Origin of the sequence: Pseudomonas sp. N-137 (genome assembly GCF_034555295.1) — a bacterium.
In the GTDB taxonomy this organism is placed as follows: domain Bacteria; phylum Pseudomonadota; class Gammaproteobacteria; order Pseudomonadales; family Pseudomonadaceae; genus Aquipseudomonas; species Aquipseudomonas rhizophila.
The window spans coordinates 232272-249276 of sequence record NZ_JAXUDQ010000028.1 but is presented as its reverse complement, the minus strand read 5'-3'; the positions used below and the strand labels follow the sequence as shown (position 1 = coordinate 249276).

Sequence of the window (17005 nt, the reverse complement as noted above, 5' to 3'; positions counted from 1 at the left end):
AGGAGCACACCGGTGCCTGTCGTTTTTGTTGCCGCTTCCAAGCTGCCAACGCCTTTTGCGCAATTCACCATGCATGGTTTTCTCGATGAAGCCACTGGCCGCGAGCACGTCGTGCTGAGCCTGGGTGATTTCGCCGACGGTGCCCCGGTACTGGGCCGCCTGCACTCTGAATGCCTGACGGGCGATGCCTTGTTCAGCCAGCGCTGTGATTGCGGCTCGCAACTTGAGGCCGCGCTGCGGGCCATTGCCCGCGAAGGGCGTGGCGTGCTGCTTTACTTGCGCCAGGAAGGCCGCGGCATTGGCCTGCTGAACAAGATTCGCGCCTATGAGCTGCAAGATGGCGGCGCCGACACGGTCGAAGCCAACGAGCGCCTGGGGTTTGCGGCCGACCTGCGTGACTACAGCATCTGCCTGCCGATGCTCGAGCATCTGGGCGTCAAGTCGCTGCGCTTGATGACCAACAACCCGCGCAAGGTCAAGGCGATGTCCGATATGGGCATCGTGGTGGCCGAGCGCGTGCCACTGCACACCGGGCACAACCCCCACAACAAACTTTACCTGGCGACCAAGGCCAGCAAGCTCGACCACATGATGGGCAACGAGCACCAGGGCGAGGTTGATCGGGCGTGACGCGCGGTCAGGTTCGGCGGCGACTGTCCGTCAGTTGGTGGCAATACCTGGCGCTGGCCTTGCTGCCGCTGTTCGTGATCAACGCGGTATTCGGCCAGGGCGAAGCGATTCTGCCGGTGCTGGCGATGCCGCTGTTTATCGCTGGCGTGGCCTCGATGTTTGTCAGCCTGCGCTTCTTTGGCGCTTACAAACACGCTTTGATCGCCACCCAAAAAGCCCTCGACACCCCCGAAGAACCTCAAGCCTGGATCGCCTTGGCGGCCCGGCGGCGTGTGGCCTTTCTCGCTGCTGGCCTGCCGGCCTGGATCGGCGCCCTGGCGGTGTTCGTGGGCCTGGAAGCGGTGCCGTTGATGCTGCTGGCGTTGTCCACGACGGTCTTGTTCTACCTGTATCGCATCCCGCGTCAGCTCGGTTGATGATCCGCTGGCTGGCGGTCCTGCTGTTGGCCGTCAGCGCCTCGACGGTGGCGGCCCAGCGTGTGGTCAGCCTGGCTCCGTCCCTGTCTGAAATCGTGGTTGAACTGGACTCCGCCGATCTGCTGGTGGGCGTGCTGGATGGCGGCGATCGGCCCTTGGCGTTGAAAGACCTGCCTTCTGTGGGGCGTTATGGGCAATTGGACATGGAGCGCTTGCTCAGTCTCAGGCCCGATCTACTCCTGCTCTGGCCCGGCAGCGTCGGCAACGCCCAGCGCCGGCAGCTCAAGGGATTGAAGATTCCTGTCTACGTCGCCCAACCCCACAGTCTCGACCAGCTCATCACCCAAATCGAAGCCATCGCCACGCAACTCGGCCGCCCGGAACGGGGCGTGGAGCGAGCCGCGCAGTTGCGCGGGCGTCTTGAGGCGTTGCGTCAGCGCTACCGGCGCGACACGCCGTTGCCGGTGTTCTATCAGGTCTGGGACCGGCCGCTGTACACCGTTGGCGGCGAGCAGATCATCAGTGATGCGCTGGCGGTTTGCGGGGCGCGCAATGTGTTTGCCGACCTGACCTTGCCGGCGCCGCAGGTGAGTGTGGAGTCAGTGTTGCAGCGCAATCCGCAGATCATCCTGGCCACGGACCAGGCCCAGCTCGACGCGTGGAAAGCCTGGCCGCAGCTGGCGGCGGTGGCGCAGGGGCGGCTGCTGTTGGTCAGTGACAAGGGGCTGGAGCGACCCAGTGGGCAGATGATCGAGGCGACGGCGCGGTTGTGCGGGCTAATTGCGCCGGACAGATAAATCGCGGGACTGACCTCATCGCGAGCAGGCTCGCTCCCACAGGGATTTGTGGCGCCGCTGATTTTGTATTCACATCGGATCAAATTGTGGGAGCGAGCCTGCTCGCGATGAGGTCAGTCCCGGCACCACAATCTCTGGATCAAAGCGCCGGCGTCCAGGTCACCCCAAACAACCAGGCCCGGCCTTCCTCACGATACCCATACTGCCCACCTTCATGGCTATACAGCGCCCGGCTGTAGCCCTTGTCCAGCAGGTTATCGACCTTCATCTCCAGCTTCACCCCGCGGTTCAACGTCCAACTGCCGCGCAACCCGAGCAGGGCGTATCCGCCCAGGGTGTTGCGGTTGTTCTCATCGTCGTAGCTGCTGCTCACCGCTTGCCAGGTGGCGCCCAGGCTCAAGCGGTCAAATTGGCGATCCAGGTCCAGGCTCAAGGTCCGGCGGGCGCGGCGGGCCAGGGTGTGGCCGCTGTCGCGGTCCCGTGGGTCGATGATGGCCAGGCCCAAATTGCCCTGCCAGCCGAATAACTCTTGGCTCAGGGCTGCTTCGAAACCGTTGATTCGTGCCGAGGCGACGTTTTGTGGGCGTGAATTGCTGCCGAAAATAATCGCGTCTTCCAGGTCCGTGCGGTACAGCGAAGTCTCCAGGCGGGCGCTGTCGCTCAGTTGGCTGCGCCATTGCAGTTCGTAGCTTTTGGCGGTTTCGGGCGCAAGGTCCGGATTGCTGAAGTCCGGGTAGTACAGGTCGTTGAAGGTCGGTGCGCGGAAGCTTTCGCTGTAGGTCAGCAGAACATCATTGTCCGGATTCACCGGCAGGGTGAGCGTGCCGCTCCAACTATTCTGGGCGCCGAATTGCTGGTTCTGGTCGCGGCGCACGCCCAGTTCGGTGGAGAACGTTTCGCCCCGGAAACGATGCTGGATAAACGCCGCACGGTTCCAGCGGCTGTCTTCGTCATACGGCGTGCTGCTGTTGATCCGGTCTTCGTACCAATCACCACCGACAATCAGGCTGTTGCGATCGTCCAGCGTTACATCGTTCTGCCAGGTCAGCGAGTCGCGGTAGGTGTTGAACACTTCCCGGACATCACTGAGCTTGTCGAAGGTTTTTTCGCGGTTTTCGCTGTGGCCCAGTTCCAGGCGCGATTTCCACGCGTCGTTGATGCGCCCATCGGCATAAGTGCTAAAACTGCTCACCGCAAATTCACTGTAGGGCTGCTGGGGCAACGACTCGAAGGTGTTCGGGTCGAAGCGGCCGAACGGGTTGTCGTATTCGCTTTTGCCGCGGTTATCCAGCAGGTTCAGGCCCACTTCCAGGTCAGCGTTGAGCTCATGACTCAAGCTCAGGCTCAAGGACTGGTTGCGGTTGGCATCAAGGTCACGGTCGCTGGCGTAGGACTCATGGGTGCGATTGGTCCCATCGCTTTCATCCAGGCTGGCGCCGAGGCTGAAGCGTGTTCGATCATCACCGCCGGACAGGCCCAGGCTGCGCTCCCAGGTCTGGTGGCTGCCGAAACCCAGGTGCAAGCGCGGTTGCAGGCCTTGTTCGTTACCGCGACGGGTGAAGATCTGGATCACCCCGCCCACCGCGTCGGCGCCGTAGATCACTGAGCGCGAACCGCGCAGCACTTCCACCCGTTCGATCTGGTTGATGTTCAGGCGTTGCAAGTTGCTGTCGCCGGAGGTGGAGTTGCCGATGCGCTGGCCGTCCACCAGCACCAGGCTCTGGGCCGATTTGGTGCCGCGAATGTAAATCCCCGGCAGGCTGCCACGCCCGCCCAGCGGCGCCACCTGAACCCCCGGCACACGGCTGAGCAGGTCGGTCACGCTGGCCGGTTGCAGGCGTTCGATGTCGTCACGGGTGAATACCGTGTTGGCGGCGCTACTGTCGTTGCGGGCCTCGACCTGGCGGTTGGCGCTGATGACCACGTCGGGGAGCTTGAGGGCCTGGTCGCGTTCGAAGGTGTCGGCCAGCAGCTCGGTGGTTGGTAGCAGTGAGAAGGTCAGGGCGAGGCGCAGTTTCATGGGTGTTCCGAGAAATATGGCTCCACGCATACCCCTGTGGGAGCGAGCCTGCTCGCGATGGCGTAAGACCAGTCGACATCTATATTGACTGACGCACCGCTATCGCGAGCAGGCTCGCTCCCACAAGGGATTTGTGTGGTCTGAAGATTTACCGGCCCAGCACCTGCAACCGCTGGCGCACGGCCGCTTCGATCCCGGCCTCGTCCAGCCCGCATTCAGCCAGCATCTGCGCCGGTTTGGCGTGTTCGACGTAGATGTCCGGCAGGCCCAGGTGCAGCACCGACTTGAGGATGTTTTCCCGGGCCAGGAACTCGCTGACCGCCGCTCCGGCGCCGCCCATGATGGCGTTTTCCTCGACGGTCACCAGCAGTTCGTGACTGCCGGCCATCTCACGCACCAGGGTTTCGTCCAGGGGTTTGACGAAGCGCATGTCCACCACGGTGGCGTCCAGGGTTTCGGCGACCTTCAAGGCCTCGGCCAGTTGCACGCCAAACACCAGCAGGGCGGTCTGCTTGCCCTGGCGGCGAATCACGCCCTTGCCGATTTCGATCGGCTCAAGATCAGCATCAATGGTCGCGTTCGGGCCGCTGCCGCGAGGGTAGCGCACCGCCGCCGGGCCATTGAACAGGTGCCCGGTGGTGAGCATTTTGCGCAACTCGTTTTCATCGCTCGGCGTCATCAGCAACATGCCGGGGATGCAGCGAAGGAACGAAAGATCGAAGCTGCCGGCGTGGGTCGGGCCGTCTTCGCCTACCAAACCTGCACGGTCTATGGCGAACAGCACATCGAGGTTCTGCACCGCGACGTCATGAACAAGCTGGTCGTAGCCGCGTTGCAGGAAGGTCGAATAAATCGCCACCACCGGTTTTGCGCCTTCACACGCCATGCCGGCGGCGAGGGTGACAGCGTGCTGCTCGGCAATCGCCACGTCGAAGTAGCGCTGCGGGTAGCGTTCGCTGAAGGCCACCAGGTCCGAGCCTTCCTTCATCGCCGGGGTAATGCCCACCAGGCGTGGGTCGGCGGCGGCCATGTCGCACAGCCATTGGCCGAACACAGCGGAATACTTCGGTCCGCTGGCCTTCTTCGGGGCGGTGGCCGGGGCGTCCACCGGCTCAAGCTTGGTGATGGCGTGGTAACCGATCGGGTCGACTTCCGCCGGGGCGAAGCCTTTGCCTTTCTTGGTGACCACATGCAGGAACTGCGGGCCTTTGAGATCGCGCATGTTGCGCAGGGTGGCGATCAGAGTGGGCAGGTCATGGCCGTCGATGGGGCCGATGTAGTTCCAGCCCAGCTCCTCGAACAGCGTACCGGGCACCAGCATGCCCTTGGCGTATTCCTCGGTGCGGCGAGCGATTTCCCAGGCGCCTGGCAGGCGCGAGAGCACCTTTTTACTGCCTTCACGCATGCTGGCGTAGGTGCGGCTGGAAAGAATCTTCGCCAGGTAGTTGGACAACCCGCCGACGTTGCGCGAGATCGACATGTCGTTGTCGTTGAGGATCACCAGCATGTTGGCGTTGACTTCCGGCGCGTGGTTCAGCGCCTCGAAAGCCATGCCTGCCGTCAGTGCGCCATCGCCGATCACGGCAATCGCCTTGCGCTCGCTGTTTTGCAGACGGGCGGCAATCGCCATGCCCAGGGCGGCGCTGATGGAGGTGCTGGAGTGGCCGACACCAAAGGTGTCGTACTCGCTCTCGGAGCGCCGCGGGAACGCTGCCACGCCGTCCTTCTGGCGCAGCGTGCCCATGCGCTCGCGACGGCCGGTGAGGATTTTGTGCGGATAGGCCTGATGACCGACGTCCCACACCAGCCGGTCGTCCGGGGTGTCGAATACGTAATGCAGCGCGATCGTCAGCTCGATGACGCCAAGGCCGGCGCCAAAGTGGCCACCGGTCTGGCCGACCGTGTAGAGCAGCTCCAGGCGCAACTCATCGGCCAGGGTTTCCAGCTCGGCTTCACCCAGGCGACGCAAGCCGTCCGGCGTGTTGGCGCGGTCCAGCAGCGGCGTGGTCGGGCGTTTGCGGGGAATCTCTTGAAACGTCGTGGGCATCAGGCGAATCGTTATAGGTATAGAAAGAGGCGGCAGTTTACCTTATGCATCGCAAGCTGCCCACGCGTAGGCCGGAACTTGGCCGATACGCAGTCTGACCCCGTATCAGCTACGGCGTTCGACGATATATCGGGCCAGCTCGCGCAACGGCTCGGCCGCCGCGTCAAAGGGTCGCAGCGCGCTCAAGGCCTGGTCGCGCAACTCCAGGGCATAGGCCTTGGCAGCGTCGAGGCCGAGCAGGGCCGGGTAGGTCGGTTTGTCGCGAGCGATATCGGCGCCCTGGCGTTTGCCCAGGGTCTGGGTATCGCTTTCGACGTCAAGGATGTCGTCCTGCACCTGGAACGCCAGGCCAATGGCCCGGGCGTAGGTCTGCAAGGCTTGCAATTGGTCAGGCGTGGCCCGACCGCTGGCCAGGGCACCGAGTTTGACGCTGGCCTCGATCAAGGCGCCGGTCTTGTGCCGATGCATGTATTCCAGCGCGCTCTGATCCAGCTTGAGGCCCACCGAACCGAGGTCGATGGCCTGGCCGCCGACCATTCCGGCCGGGCCTGCCGCCAGGGCCAGGGCGCTGACCATGTCCAGGCGAATCTGCGCCGGGCAATCGTTCAGCGTCGGCTCCAGCAGGGCGCTGAACGCCAGGCTCTGCAAGCCGTCACCGGCCAGGATCGCGCAGGCTTCGTCGAATTTCTTGTGGGTGGTGGGTTGGCCGCGACGCAAATCGTCGTCGTCCATGGCCGGTAAATCATCATGGACCAGCGAATACGCGTGGATCAGCTCCACGGCGCAGGCCGCGCCGTTGGCCTGTTCAGGCGCACCGCCCAAGGCTTCGCACGCCGCATAGGCCAGCAGCGGACGCACGCGCTTGCCGCCGTTCATCACGCTGTAGCGCATGGCCTCGTACAACCGCGCCAGCTCAGGGCTTGGGGCGGTGAACAGGGTGTCCAGTGCCGCGTTGACCCGGGCCTGACTGCCGGCCTGATAAGCGCCGATCATTCAGGCTGGTCCGCGTCGAAAGGCTCTTCGGTCAGCTCACCATCGCGTTCGAGCAACAGTTGCACCTTTTGCTCGGCCTGGGCCAGCGCCGCCTGGCAGTCGCGAGTCAAGCCGATGCCCTGTTCGAAGGCGGTCAGCGAGTCTTCCAGCGACAACTCGCCGTTCTCCAGCCGCTCGACCAGCGTTTGCAGGTCGGCCAGAGATTGTTCGAAGTCCAGTGCAGCTTTTTTGCGGGCCATGGCGGCGATTCCGGTTGACTGTTAAACGGGCGCGACACTAGCAGACATGGGGTATTGGGGCAAATCAGAGCAGGACTTGCGCGGTCTGTGAAGCGCTGCTTTTTGGTAAGGGGCAAGCTCCTGCTGGACCCTAGGAACTGTCGAGTGCAACGAGGCTGCGATCTTCCCCCTGCCAATTGAATCTTGAGCGAAAGTTAAAAGATCGCAGGCTTCGCCAGCGCCAATAGAGGCAACGGGATTACCTCCGAAGCTACGTCAGTTTCCGTATTCGGCTCATTTCGTGAGCCGAATAGCCACGCTAATCGGCTCACGCCCCCCTCAGTACGTGATTTCCCACACAGATTCGCGCGTTCCCTGATTGTGAATAATCCGCCGAATCGCTAACCTTCGCCGCATCTACGGGCCCCTTGTGGCGGGGCCTTCAGACGTAACCCGAATAATGACAGGCAGCGCCGAGGAAGGGCGCCGGGTTGGGTCATGCATGGCAGGAGGCAGACATGCGTTTTCTTTCATTGTTGATCGTGCTGGCGGGCGCGCCACTGGCGTGGGCCGAGCCTGCCGCCGAGCTGTTGGAGCCCGTCGGCGGCTGGCGCTACAGCGGCTTGCTCGATCGCACTGAAAACCCGCGCGTGGCCTATCCCACGCCGCCCATCGACCGCGGCGTGCAGCGCAATCGCACGATGATCGAGGGTCGGCTCAAGGCCATGGGCACGGCCCGGGCGCCCCACAGCCTGGCCGTCAACGGCAATCCACTGAATCTCTATACCGACGATGCAGGGCGTTTCGCCCGCCCGTATGCCTTTGGCGCGGGCTCCAACAGCGTCGAGGTACGCAGCTCCGCAGGCCAGTCCCTCAAGCGCGTGCAGTTCTATGAAGCCAACAACCAGCGAACCCCGGCGCAGATCCGCGTGGTGCTGGGCTGGGACGATCCCAAGGCCGAGCTGGACCTGCACATCGTCACCCCCGACGGCCAGCATGCGTTCTTCGGCCGACCGGCGTTGAGCAACGGCGGCGGCCTCGACCCCGATGGCGTCGATGGCCCCGGTCCCGAAATGTTCACCATGACCGCGCCGATGCACGGCACCTATCTGGTCTACGTGAACTACTGGGGCAACTACAGCAACGGTGGCTACAACTTCGAGGAAACCAGCAACCAGAACGAGGTGATCACCTCGCAGATCAACCTGGTGCTCAACGAAAACACCGTCGATGAAAAACGCGAGACCTTTGTCGTGCCCCTGCGCGCCATCGGCGATCTGTTGCTGGTCAAGACTTTCAACTACTAAGTATCCGCTCCACGGATGAACAGGCCCTTGTGAATATGAGCGACAACACTGCTTCCCCGACCGCGCCGGCCCCCGCCACCAAACCTGTGCGCCGCTGGCCGGCGCTGCTGATCGGGCTGTGCCTGGTGGCCGGTGTCGCCGCCGGACTGGGTTGGTTCATGACCAAGCCCAAGGCACCGCCCATGGAACTGGCGTTGGAAAAACTCGGCCTGAGCCGCCCCGACGGCCTGCTCGAGGCCCACTCCCTGAGCCAGTTGCCCAAGGACTTGCTGGCGGTGCCGTTCCTCAAGGCCACGCTCACCGAGGATTTCGTCTTCTATTACGAAACCCATGCCGACCGCCTCGGGCTGATCGGCAGCCTGCGGCGGATCATCTACGAGCATGATCTCAAACTGCAGGACAGCCTGATCGAGCAGCTTTTCGACCAGCCGGCCGATGTAGCGCTATGGCGCGGCGCCGACGGGCGGCTCAAGGATTTTCTGCTGGTGATGGATCGCGGTGGCCTGGCCAAGGTGCTGGAGCCACTGGCAAAAGTGGCGCTGGATGATTCACAGCTCAGCCAGCTTGGTGAGATGAACGTGGCCGGCGACGTGGTGCCGGTCTATCAACTCACCTATAACGCCAGCAAAGCCCTGGTGTTCGCTTCTCATGGCGACAAGCTGGTGGTGTTGTCCAATCCGACCAGACTCTACGACCTGGGAAGTGGCCCCACCGACGAACCCGGCATGGTCTCGACCCAGGCCCTCGAAGCGCTGCTGGCCGGTGAAAAACTCTTCCCCGAAGCCTTTGGCCTGCTGCCCAAGGCGCCTGAGGTCAAGCAACGCATCTCGGTCAATGCCAGCGTGCTCGCCATGGGCTACCAGCGATTCATCCCGAACTTCGCCGGGTTGCGTTTCGACATGGACGACAAGGGCTGGCACAGCTTCCTGGCCATGGACGAGCTGGAAGACCAGCCAGACTTCGACTTCAAGCCAATCTGGCAAGCCATGCCCATGGGCGCCAGCGCCTGTGTCGCTTTGCCCCTGGCCGCCGAACAACAGAAGCCATTGCTGGTGAAACTCGGTGCCGACGACAACGCGGCCCAGGTCATGATCGAGCACATGGCCGGCGCGGCGGGGCTGTGCTGGTACGCCGATTCGCGGCTTTACACACCACTGCTGGTGGCGAACCTGAACGATGACGGCGGCAAGCTCGATGCCGACCTGGGCAACCTGTTCGGTTCGATGGTGGGCGCCTACGAAAATAACGTGGCCGAACATGCGTTTCCCGTTGTTGAGACACAGGAAGGCCCGATGCACCGCTGGCAACGCCAGGTCAGCTCCAACTTCGGCCCTTACCCGGCCAAGGACGCCGCGCAGCCCGAGTCGATCACCGGCAAGGCGTTCATGCAAGTCAGCCTGGCGCGGCACGGTTCGACCCTGTTGTTTTCCCTCGACGACAAACTGGTAGACAAGGCCCTCGGCACCCTCGACAAACGTTTCCCGCCCATGGCCGACGTGGTGCCCAAGGACCTGCTGATGCCGGTCTACTTCGGCCCGGATGCCATGGCGCAACTGATGCAACGCGAAACCCTCGACAGCTTGCCCCAGGACATGGAACCGGTGTTCTACAACGCCGCGCAAACCTACCTGATTCCGAAGCTGCGCACCCTTGGCGGATACGGCAAATACGCCCTGACGTTGCCTGAAGGCAGCGAACCGGACGGCCACTGGCAGTGGTTGCCACTGGAATGGAAAGCGCTGTGACCGGGTTGATCCGCCGCCCTGGATGGGTATTGATGCTGGCGCTGCTGCTGGGCGGGCAGGCGTTTGCCGCTCAGACACCCGCGCTGGATGTGCAGCAATCGAAGGTCTTTCGTGCCTGGTTCGTGCGTATTGCCCAGGAACAACTGACCAAAGGCCCGAGCCCGCGCTGGTACCAACAGGACTGCGCCGGGCTGGTGCGCTTTGCGGCCAATGAAGCGCTGAAGGTCCACGACCAGAAGTGGTTGCGCAGCAATGGCCTGTCCAATCGCTACCTGCCGCCAGAGCTGGAGCTCAGTGACGCCCAGCGACGTCTGGCCCAGCAATGGCAACAGGGCGGCGGCAAGGTCGGGCCCTACGTCAACGCGATCAAGCTGATCCAGTTCAACAGCCATCTGGTGAGCCGGGATGTCACCCAGGCCCGTCCGGGCGATCTGATGTTCTTCGATCAGGGCGATGACCAGCACCTGATGATCTGGATGGGCCGCAACATCGCCTATCACACCGGCACCACCACCCCAACCGACAACGGCATGCGCTCGGCAAGCCTGCAACAACTCATGAACTGGAAGGACACCCGATGGATACCCGACGCAGCCAACCCCAACTTCATCGGCGTCTATCGACTCAACTTTCTCTCCCAATGACCGGTGCCCGCATGCTGCGCTTGTGTTCAAAATTGTCCCTGCTGTTGGCCCTGTTGCTGGCGCCGATCGTTCATGCCGAAGACACTGTGCAGCCCAGCGGCTACACACCGTTGGCCGGTGAAAGCTTCTTCCTGCTGGCCGACAGCAGTTTTGCCAGTGACGAGCAAGCCATGGTCCGCCTCGAAGCGCCGGGGCGCGACTATCGGAAATTCCGCATGGAGCCGTACGGCGGTGCCGATATCCGCGTTTATCGCATCGAAAAACCGCTGGATTTCCTCAAGCGCCAGAAGAACCTGCACCGGGTGGTCAGCGACGGCCAGTTCAAGGGCGAAGGGCTGTCGAACACCCTGGCGTACCTGTGGGACAACTGGTACCGCAAATCCCGTCGGGTGATGCAGCGGGCGTTTTCCTACGAGTCGCGTCAGCAAGTCACCGAGCAAGTGCCGGAACTGAAAATGGGCAGCGCCATCGCCGCGCCGACGCCGTACGACGCGCAACCACAGTTCGCCTTGATTCCGGGTTTGCCGGTGGTCAGCCAGTTCCGTTATCCGCTGTGGCAGGCCAAGCCGATCCAGCCGCCAGCGGGGGTCAACCTGGCGGGTTCGTCGAGTGAGTTCATCAGCGTCGCGCCAGGCAACGTCTACGTGCCACTGGGCCAGTTGAAACCCGGTCTCTATTTGGTCGAAGCGCTGATCGGGAAATACCGGGCCACCACCATGGTGTTTGTTTCCAACACCGTAGCGGTGAGCAAGATCGCCGGGGACGAGCTGCTGGTCTGGGCCGCGCGTAAACACGAAGGTCGTTCGGTGCCCAAGGTCAACGTGCTGTGGACCGACGGCCTGGGCGTGATGAGCAGCGGCGCCACCGACGAAGACGGCTTGCTGCGCCTCAAGCACGTCAGCCCGGAGCGTTCGTTCGTCATCGGCGAGGACGAGGAGGGCGGGGTATTCGTCTCGGAAAACTTCTACTACGACAGCGAAATCTACGACACCAAGCTGTTCGCCTTCACCGACCGGCCGCTGTATCGGCCGGGGGACTGGGTGTCGTTGAAAATCGTCGGCCGTGAATTCAAGAATGCCCGGGACTCGGTGCAGCCGACGGCCGCCGACGTCAATGTCAGCGTGCTGGATGCCACCGGCACCGAGCTGCAGACCCTGGCCCTGAAGCTGGACTCCAAGGCCGGCACCCAAGGCCGTTTCCAGCTGCCGGAAAACGCCATGGCCGGTGGTTATGAGTTGCGCTTTGGCTACAAGGACCAGCTCTACAGCAGTGCCTTTCGCGTGGCCGAATACATCAAGCCGCACTTCGAAATCGCGCTGAACCTCGCCAAGCAGGATTACCGCACCGGCGAGCCGGTCAAGGGCGCTCTCGTGCTGCTGTACCCGGACGGCAAACCGGTGGCCAACGCCAAGGTGAGCCTGAGCCTGCGGGCCCAGCAACTGTCGATGGTGGATAACGAGCTGCAATACCTGGGGCAATTCCCGGTGGAGCTGACCAGCAGCGAAGTGACCACCGATGCCAAGGGCAGCGCCACCCTCGAACTGCCGGCCGCCGACAAGCCGAGTCGCTATACGCTCACTGTGTTTGCCAGCGATGGCGCGGCGTATCGGGTCAAGACCACCAAGGAAATTCTCATCGACCGTGGCGCGGCGAACTTTCGCCTGAGCGCGCCCCAGCGTTTCAGCGCCGCCGGCGAGAACGTCTCGTTCAGCTACACCAACGAGGGTGGCAACGCGCAAAGCAACGCCGTGACGCCGGGCAGCTACGCCTGGGTGCGGCTGGAAGACCAGACCACCGGCGAAGGCAAACTGGCGGCCAAGGACAAGGGCTTCAGCCTGACCTTCGAGCGTCCGGGCACCTACAACCTGACCCTCAAGGATGACCACGGTCGAGTCATTGGCGCCACTGGCCATTCGGTGACCGGCGAAGGTATCAAGGCCGTGCCGGGCACGGTCGAGATCGTCCTCGACAAAGCCCAGTATCAGGCCGGTGACGAAGCCCTGGCGCTGATCACCTTCCCGGAGCCGGTCAGTGATGCGCTGCTGTCACTGGAGCGGGACAAGGTCGAGGCCACGGCGCTGCTGTCCAAGGGCGGCGACTGGCTGAAAATGGAAAAGCTCAGCGACACTCAATACCGCGCGCGCATCCCGGTGAAAGACGCTTTTGCGCCAAACCTGACCTTCTCGGTGCTGTACACCAAGGGTGGCCAATACAGCTTCCAGAACGCCGGTATCAAGGTGGTCGCGCCGCAGATCGACGTCGCCATCGTTACCGACAAGGCCACTTATCGGCCTGGCGACACGGTGACCGTGGACCTGAGCACCCAGTTCGTCGGCAAGGCGATCCCGGCGCACCTGACCGTCAGTGTCGTGGATGAAATGATCTACGCCCTGCAACCGGAAGTGGCGCCCACCATCGATCAGTTTTTCTACCATCCGCGCCGCAACAACGTGCGCACCAGCGCCAGCCTGTCGTTCATCAGCTACGACGTGGCCCTGCCGGGCAGCCCGGGCGCGCCGGGCAAGGCCAACCGCAGTGAGCGCGGGGTCAAAGTGCTGGAGCGGCCTCGTCGTGAAGACGTCGACACTGCCGCGTGGCAACCGGAGCTGGTCACCGACGCCAATGGTAAGGCCCGCTTCACCTTCAAGATGCCGGACTCCCTGACTCGCTGGCGCATCACGGCCCGGGCCATCGCCGACGACGGTCAGGTGGGGCAGAAAAAGCAATTCATCGGTTCAGAGAAACCGCTGTACCTGAAGTGGAGCGGCCCGACCCGGTTCCGCAGTGGTGACAAACCGCAAATGGGCCTGTTCGCTTTCAGCCAGTCCGAACAGCCGTTGAAGGCCGAACTGCTGATCCGTTACGCCGGTACTGAACAGCGCGTGGTGGCGGACCTGAAGCACGGCATCAACTATGTGGCGCTACCGTCTCTGGAGTTGAGCAACGGCGACTTGAACGTGCAGTTGCAGGTCAATGGCGAAACCCAGGACACCCTGGCCGTGCAACTCAATGCCATTGGCAACGGTTGGCAAGTCACCCAGAGCCAGCGCCTTGACGTGGCGAGCGGTGACACACCGCTGAGCCTGCCGCTTGATGCCAGCGATATCCGCCTGCGCCTGGACGACAGCCCGCAAGCGCTGTTCCGTTCGGCCCTGGATGACTTGTTGAACTACCCCTACGGCGGCGTCGAGCAAACCGCCAGTCGTCTGCTGCCGCTGAGCATCGCCTACCCGACGCTGGCGGCGAACCCGCAGATTCGCGATCGCTTGCGGCTGATCATGCAAAACAGTCGCCTGCGCCTGGTGCAAATGGCCGGGCCTGCGGCGAGCTTCACCTGGTGGGGCCAGGCTGGCGAACCGGATGCGTTCCTCACGGCCTATGCTTATTACGCCGACTGGCACGCCAGCCAGGCCCTGGACCTGAGCCTGCCGCCGGAGCACTGGCAGCGGGTGCTGGAGGTCTACGCCAAACAGGCCGGCGATACGCCGTTGCTGCAGCGTGCGCTGATCCTGTCGTTCGCCAAACAGATGCAACTGCCGGTGAACACCTTGCTCAGCGGCTTGATGGACGACCTGGCGAAAGCCGGCGAGGGCGGCGATTCGAGCGTGATGGACAGTGGCGAAGACAGCCTGGTCATGAGCGCGCCGGATTCGGCCCTGGGCTTGGCCAGCGCCCGCATGCTGACGGCGTCCCTCGCCAGGCAGGTGAAGGTGCCGCTGCCGGAGGCCTTCAGCCGGCAACTCGACGCCGCACAACAGCAAATGGAAGTCAGCTCCCAGCCGTTCGTCGAGGCCTTGAGCCTGTCACTGCAAAGCTTCGATCAGGCGCGTGCCAAGGCATTGCTCGAACGTCTGCTGCCGCAGCAATCGACCCTTGAACGGGCCCTGGCCTTGACCTGGCTGCAACGCAGCATCGAGCAGGCCGCGCCCGCCGTGGCCCTGACCCCGGGTGAAGGCTGGAAGGCCCGGCAAGGGGCTACCGGTGAAACCTACTGGCAATGGCAGGGCGCGCAGCTACCGACCCTGCTGACCTTAAGCGGTGCCGAGGAGCGCCCGTTGCAGGCGGCACTGAGCTACCAGAGCCAGCAAGCGCCCGTGACGCCGATGGCGGTGACCATTACCCGGCGCTTGTCCCGTCTGGTGCCGGGCGACGAGGCCTTCACCTTCAAGCTCGAAGCCGTGGGCAGCAGGCCGCTGTCCAGTGACAGCCTTTATCTGGATGAAGTGATCATCAACAGCAAGGCCTCTACGCCGCTGCGCTACGGCATGCTCGAAGTGCCGCTGCCGCCGGGTGCCGATGTGGAGCGCACCACCTGGGGCATCCAGTTGCTGGGCAAGGCCGGCAGTGAGCCGACTTCCCTGGAGAAGGCGCGCTTCGAGCCGGGTCAGATGGGTTACGCGGTGCCGCTGGACGCCCTCAGTGGCGAGCTGCGCCTGCGGCATCTGGTGCGCTTCTCCCAGAAGGGCCAGTTCAGCTTGCCGCCGGTGCGTTTCACCCAGGTCTATGCGCCGCAGCATCAGGCTCGGGAACAGAAACCGGCGCTCGGTCAGGTTACGGTCAACTGACGTGCGCTGGCCGCGGCTTGGGTGGTTGTTGTGCTTGATCCCTGCGCTGGCCACAGCGCAGGAGGAATCGTTGCGCCTGGCTTTCGACGGTCAGTTGCTGCGGGTGAGCCAGACCCAGGTGCTGGACCGTCAGCCCTTGCCCGAGGCCCTGCAGGCGCCGCTGGGCAGTGTGTGGAAGTTATTTGTCTACGCATGGCTGGTGGACACCGGCGCTCGCGAACCGGCATATGAATGTCGCGGTGAGTCCAAAGAGGAAGTCTATTGCTGTAGCGCCGGGCAGAGCATCGGTCGCGATCAGGCGTTGGTGAAATCCTGCGGCCTGTATTTCGAACCGCAGCGGCTTGGGCTTTCGGCTTCGAACTGGCGCGATTACTGGCAGGCCCGCCAAGCGCCGTCGTGGCTGCTGGACCTGCCGAGCCTGCAACCGCAAAAACAGGTACGCGTGGCTGAACTGCTCAAGGCACTGGCGATGCTGCCGGCTCAGGATCAGGCCCGTCGGGTACTGCTGGACGTGGTGCTCAACGCGGCGGATGGGCGTCTCGTCGGCCAGTTGGGCAGTCGTCTGCGGGTCAAGACCTGGAGTTGGCTGGGTGAGCAGGATCCTTCATCGCGTCAGGGTGGTTTCGCTGGTTGGCTGGCCGACGGCACGCCGGTGTGGGCTGGTGGGCGTGGCACCAGCGAGCAGATATTGAAGGCATACGGTGATGGATTGGCTGCGGCGCTGCCGTCTCGTTGGCCGGCGGAAACGGGGCGATGTGTGGAAGTTGACCTGTTCGCCCGGTATCCCTTGCAGCGGGTGATGGCGGGTGACGGGCCGGCCACCCCAGGCCCGTTGCGCGGCGATTACCGTGTCGAATTCGCCAATGGCAACCAACTGGATATCCACAGCGACGGCGAGCTGTTCCTGCTGCCCGGCAAACTGGTGGCGCGACTGGATCGGGAAGAGTACGTCGCCCGGGTCCTGCAGCGCGAAGCCAAGGCTGAACCCGTCGAAGCCGCGAAGGCCCTGGCCGTGGCGATCCGCAGCTACCTGCTGCAAAACGCCCAGCGTCACGGCGATTGCCTGAGCATCGATGACAGCAGTCATCGCCAGCGCGTCGCCCCACGTCCGGCGACGCCGCAAACCCGCGCCATCGCCGCCTGGACCAGCGATCTGGTGCTGGCGGGCACCGACGTGACCTACCACTCTGACCAATCCGCCCCGGACAAACTGTCCTGGGCGCAAGCCGTGGAGCAGGCCAGAGCCGGCCAGCGCTACGACGCCATTCTGCTGCATGCCTACCCGCGCGCCAGCCTCAGCCGCTGGGACAATCCGGTGGCGTCCTGTGAAGCGCTGCCCGCCGCTCAGGACTGGCTGTTGAAACAGCGACGCGGCTGGCGCCCCCGTCTGGCAGGTGAAGTGGGTTACAACGAAATCAGCGGGTTCGCCGTCTGCCGTGTCGCCTTCGGCCGGCCCTATGTCGACCGCGAACGCCGGCGCATTTACGTGCGCGGTGTGCTGTCGTTGCAAGACCGCCTCGACCTGACCCACGAATACTTGCACCTGGCCTTTGAAGCTCACCCCAACGGCCAGGACGAAACCTACATCGAAGGGCTCGCCCGTCACCTCTTGCTGGAATAGAC

General features: G+C 63.5%; 12 protein-coding genes. 8 read left to right on the top strand and 4 right to left on the bottom strand.

The annotated features are described in order from the left end of the window. The first annotated feature begins 12 nt into the window (after positions 1–12). From ribA to T3A99_RS19415, 3 genes are read left to right on the top strand one after another with little or no spacing between them, the layout of a single operon-like run. Positions 13–630: a GTP cyclohydrolase II gene (gene ribA / locus T3A99_RS19425; RefSeq protein WP_047229738.1), complete on the top strand. Its 618-nt coding sequence runs from the start codon at positions 13–15 to the stop codon at positions 628–630. Continuing rightward, positions 627–1046 carry a hypothetical protein gene (locus T3A99_RS19420; protein WP_047229737.1) on the top strand — a complete coding sequence of 140 codons (420 nt, stop codon included), beginning with the start codon at positions 627–629 and terminating at the stop codon, positions 1044–1046. Before ribA ends, T3A99_RS19420 begins: the two co-directional genes overlap by 4 nt. Then, positions 1046–1843: a cobalamin-binding protein gene (locus T3A99_RS19415; protein ID WP_274090079.1), complete on the top strand. Its 798-nt coding sequence runs from the start codon at positions 1046–1048 to the stop codon at positions 1841–1843. Before T3A99_RS19420 ends, T3A99_RS19415 begins: the two co-directional genes overlap by 1 nt. 139 nt (positions 1844–1982) lie before the next feature. On the opposite strand, the gene T3A99_RS19410 is transcribed toward T3A99_RS19415, so the two are convergent. The 4 genes from T3A99_RS19410 to T3A99_RS19395 all read right to left on the bottom strand — a co-directional run bounded on the left by T3A99_RS19410 (position 1983) and on the right by T3A99_RS19395 (position 7142). Next, entirely contained in the window at positions 1983–3863 is a 1881-nt protein-coding gene (locus T3A99_RS19410) for a TonB-dependent receptor domain-containing protein (protein WP_322834706.1), read from the bottom strand. Between the two features lie 148 nt (positions 3864–4011). Next, positions 4012–5910: a 1-deoxy-D-xylulose-5-phosphate synthase gene (dxs, locus tag T3A99_RS19405; RefSeq protein ID WP_173406497.1), complete on the bottom strand. Its 1899-nt coding sequence runs from the start codon at positions 5908–5910 to the stop codon at positions 4012–4014. 105 nt (positions 5911–6015) lie between these two features. Next, on the bottom strand, positions 6016–6903 hold the full coding sequence (ispA, locus tag T3A99_RS19400; RefSeq protein WP_047229734.1) for a (2E,6E)-farnesyl diphosphate synthase: 888 nt from the start codon (positions 6901–6903) through the stop codon (positions 6016–6018). After that, on the bottom strand, positions 6900–7142 hold the full coding sequence (locus tag T3A99_RS19395; protein ID WP_047229733.1) for an exodeoxyribonuclease VII small subunit: 243 nt from the start codon (positions 7140–7142) through the stop codon (positions 6900–6902). Before T3A99_RS19395 ends, ispA begins: the two co-directional genes overlap by 4 nt. Before the next feature lie 497 nt (positions 7143–7639). On the opposite strand from T3A99_RS19395, the gene T3A99_RS19390 reads away from it, so the two are divergent. The 5 genes from T3A99_RS19390 to T3A99_RS19370 are packed head-to-tail and all read left to right on the top strand — an operon-like array spanning position 7640 to position 17003. Further along, positions 7640–8428, top strand: a complete 789-nt coding sequence (locus T3A99_RS19390) for a YfaP family protein (protein ID WP_322834705.1) — start codon at positions 7640–7642, stop codon at positions 8426–8428. A gap of 35 nt (positions 8429–8463) precedes the next feature. Next, positions 8464–10173: a DUF2138 domain-containing protein gene (locus T3A99_RS19385; protein ID WP_107321788.1), complete on the top strand. Its 1710-nt coding sequence runs from the start codon at positions 8464–8466 to the stop codon at positions 10171–10173. Beyond that, on the top strand, positions 10158–10817 hold the full coding sequence (locus tag T3A99_RS19380; RefSeq protein WP_047229730.1) for a DUF1175 domain-containing protein: 660 nt from the start codon (positions 10158–10160) through the stop codon (positions 10815–10817). Before T3A99_RS19385 ends, T3A99_RS19380 begins: the two co-directional genes overlap by 16 nt. Beyond that, positions 10814–15382, top strand: a complete 4569-nt coding sequence (locus T3A99_RS19375; protein ID WP_322834709.1) for an alpha-2-macroglobulin — start codon at positions 10814–10816, stop codon at positions 15380–15382. Before T3A99_RS19380 ends, T3A99_RS19375 begins: the two co-directional genes overlap by 4 nt. Next, positions 15321–17003, top strand: a complete 1683-nt coding sequence (locus T3A99_RS19370) for a DUF2300 domain-containing protein (protein ID WP_416221559.1) — start codon at positions 15321–15323, stop codon at positions 17001–17003. The genes T3A99_RS19375 and T3A99_RS19370 overlap by 62 nt, the downstream gene beginning before the upstream one ends. Positions 17004–17005 lie beyond the last annotated feature (2 nt).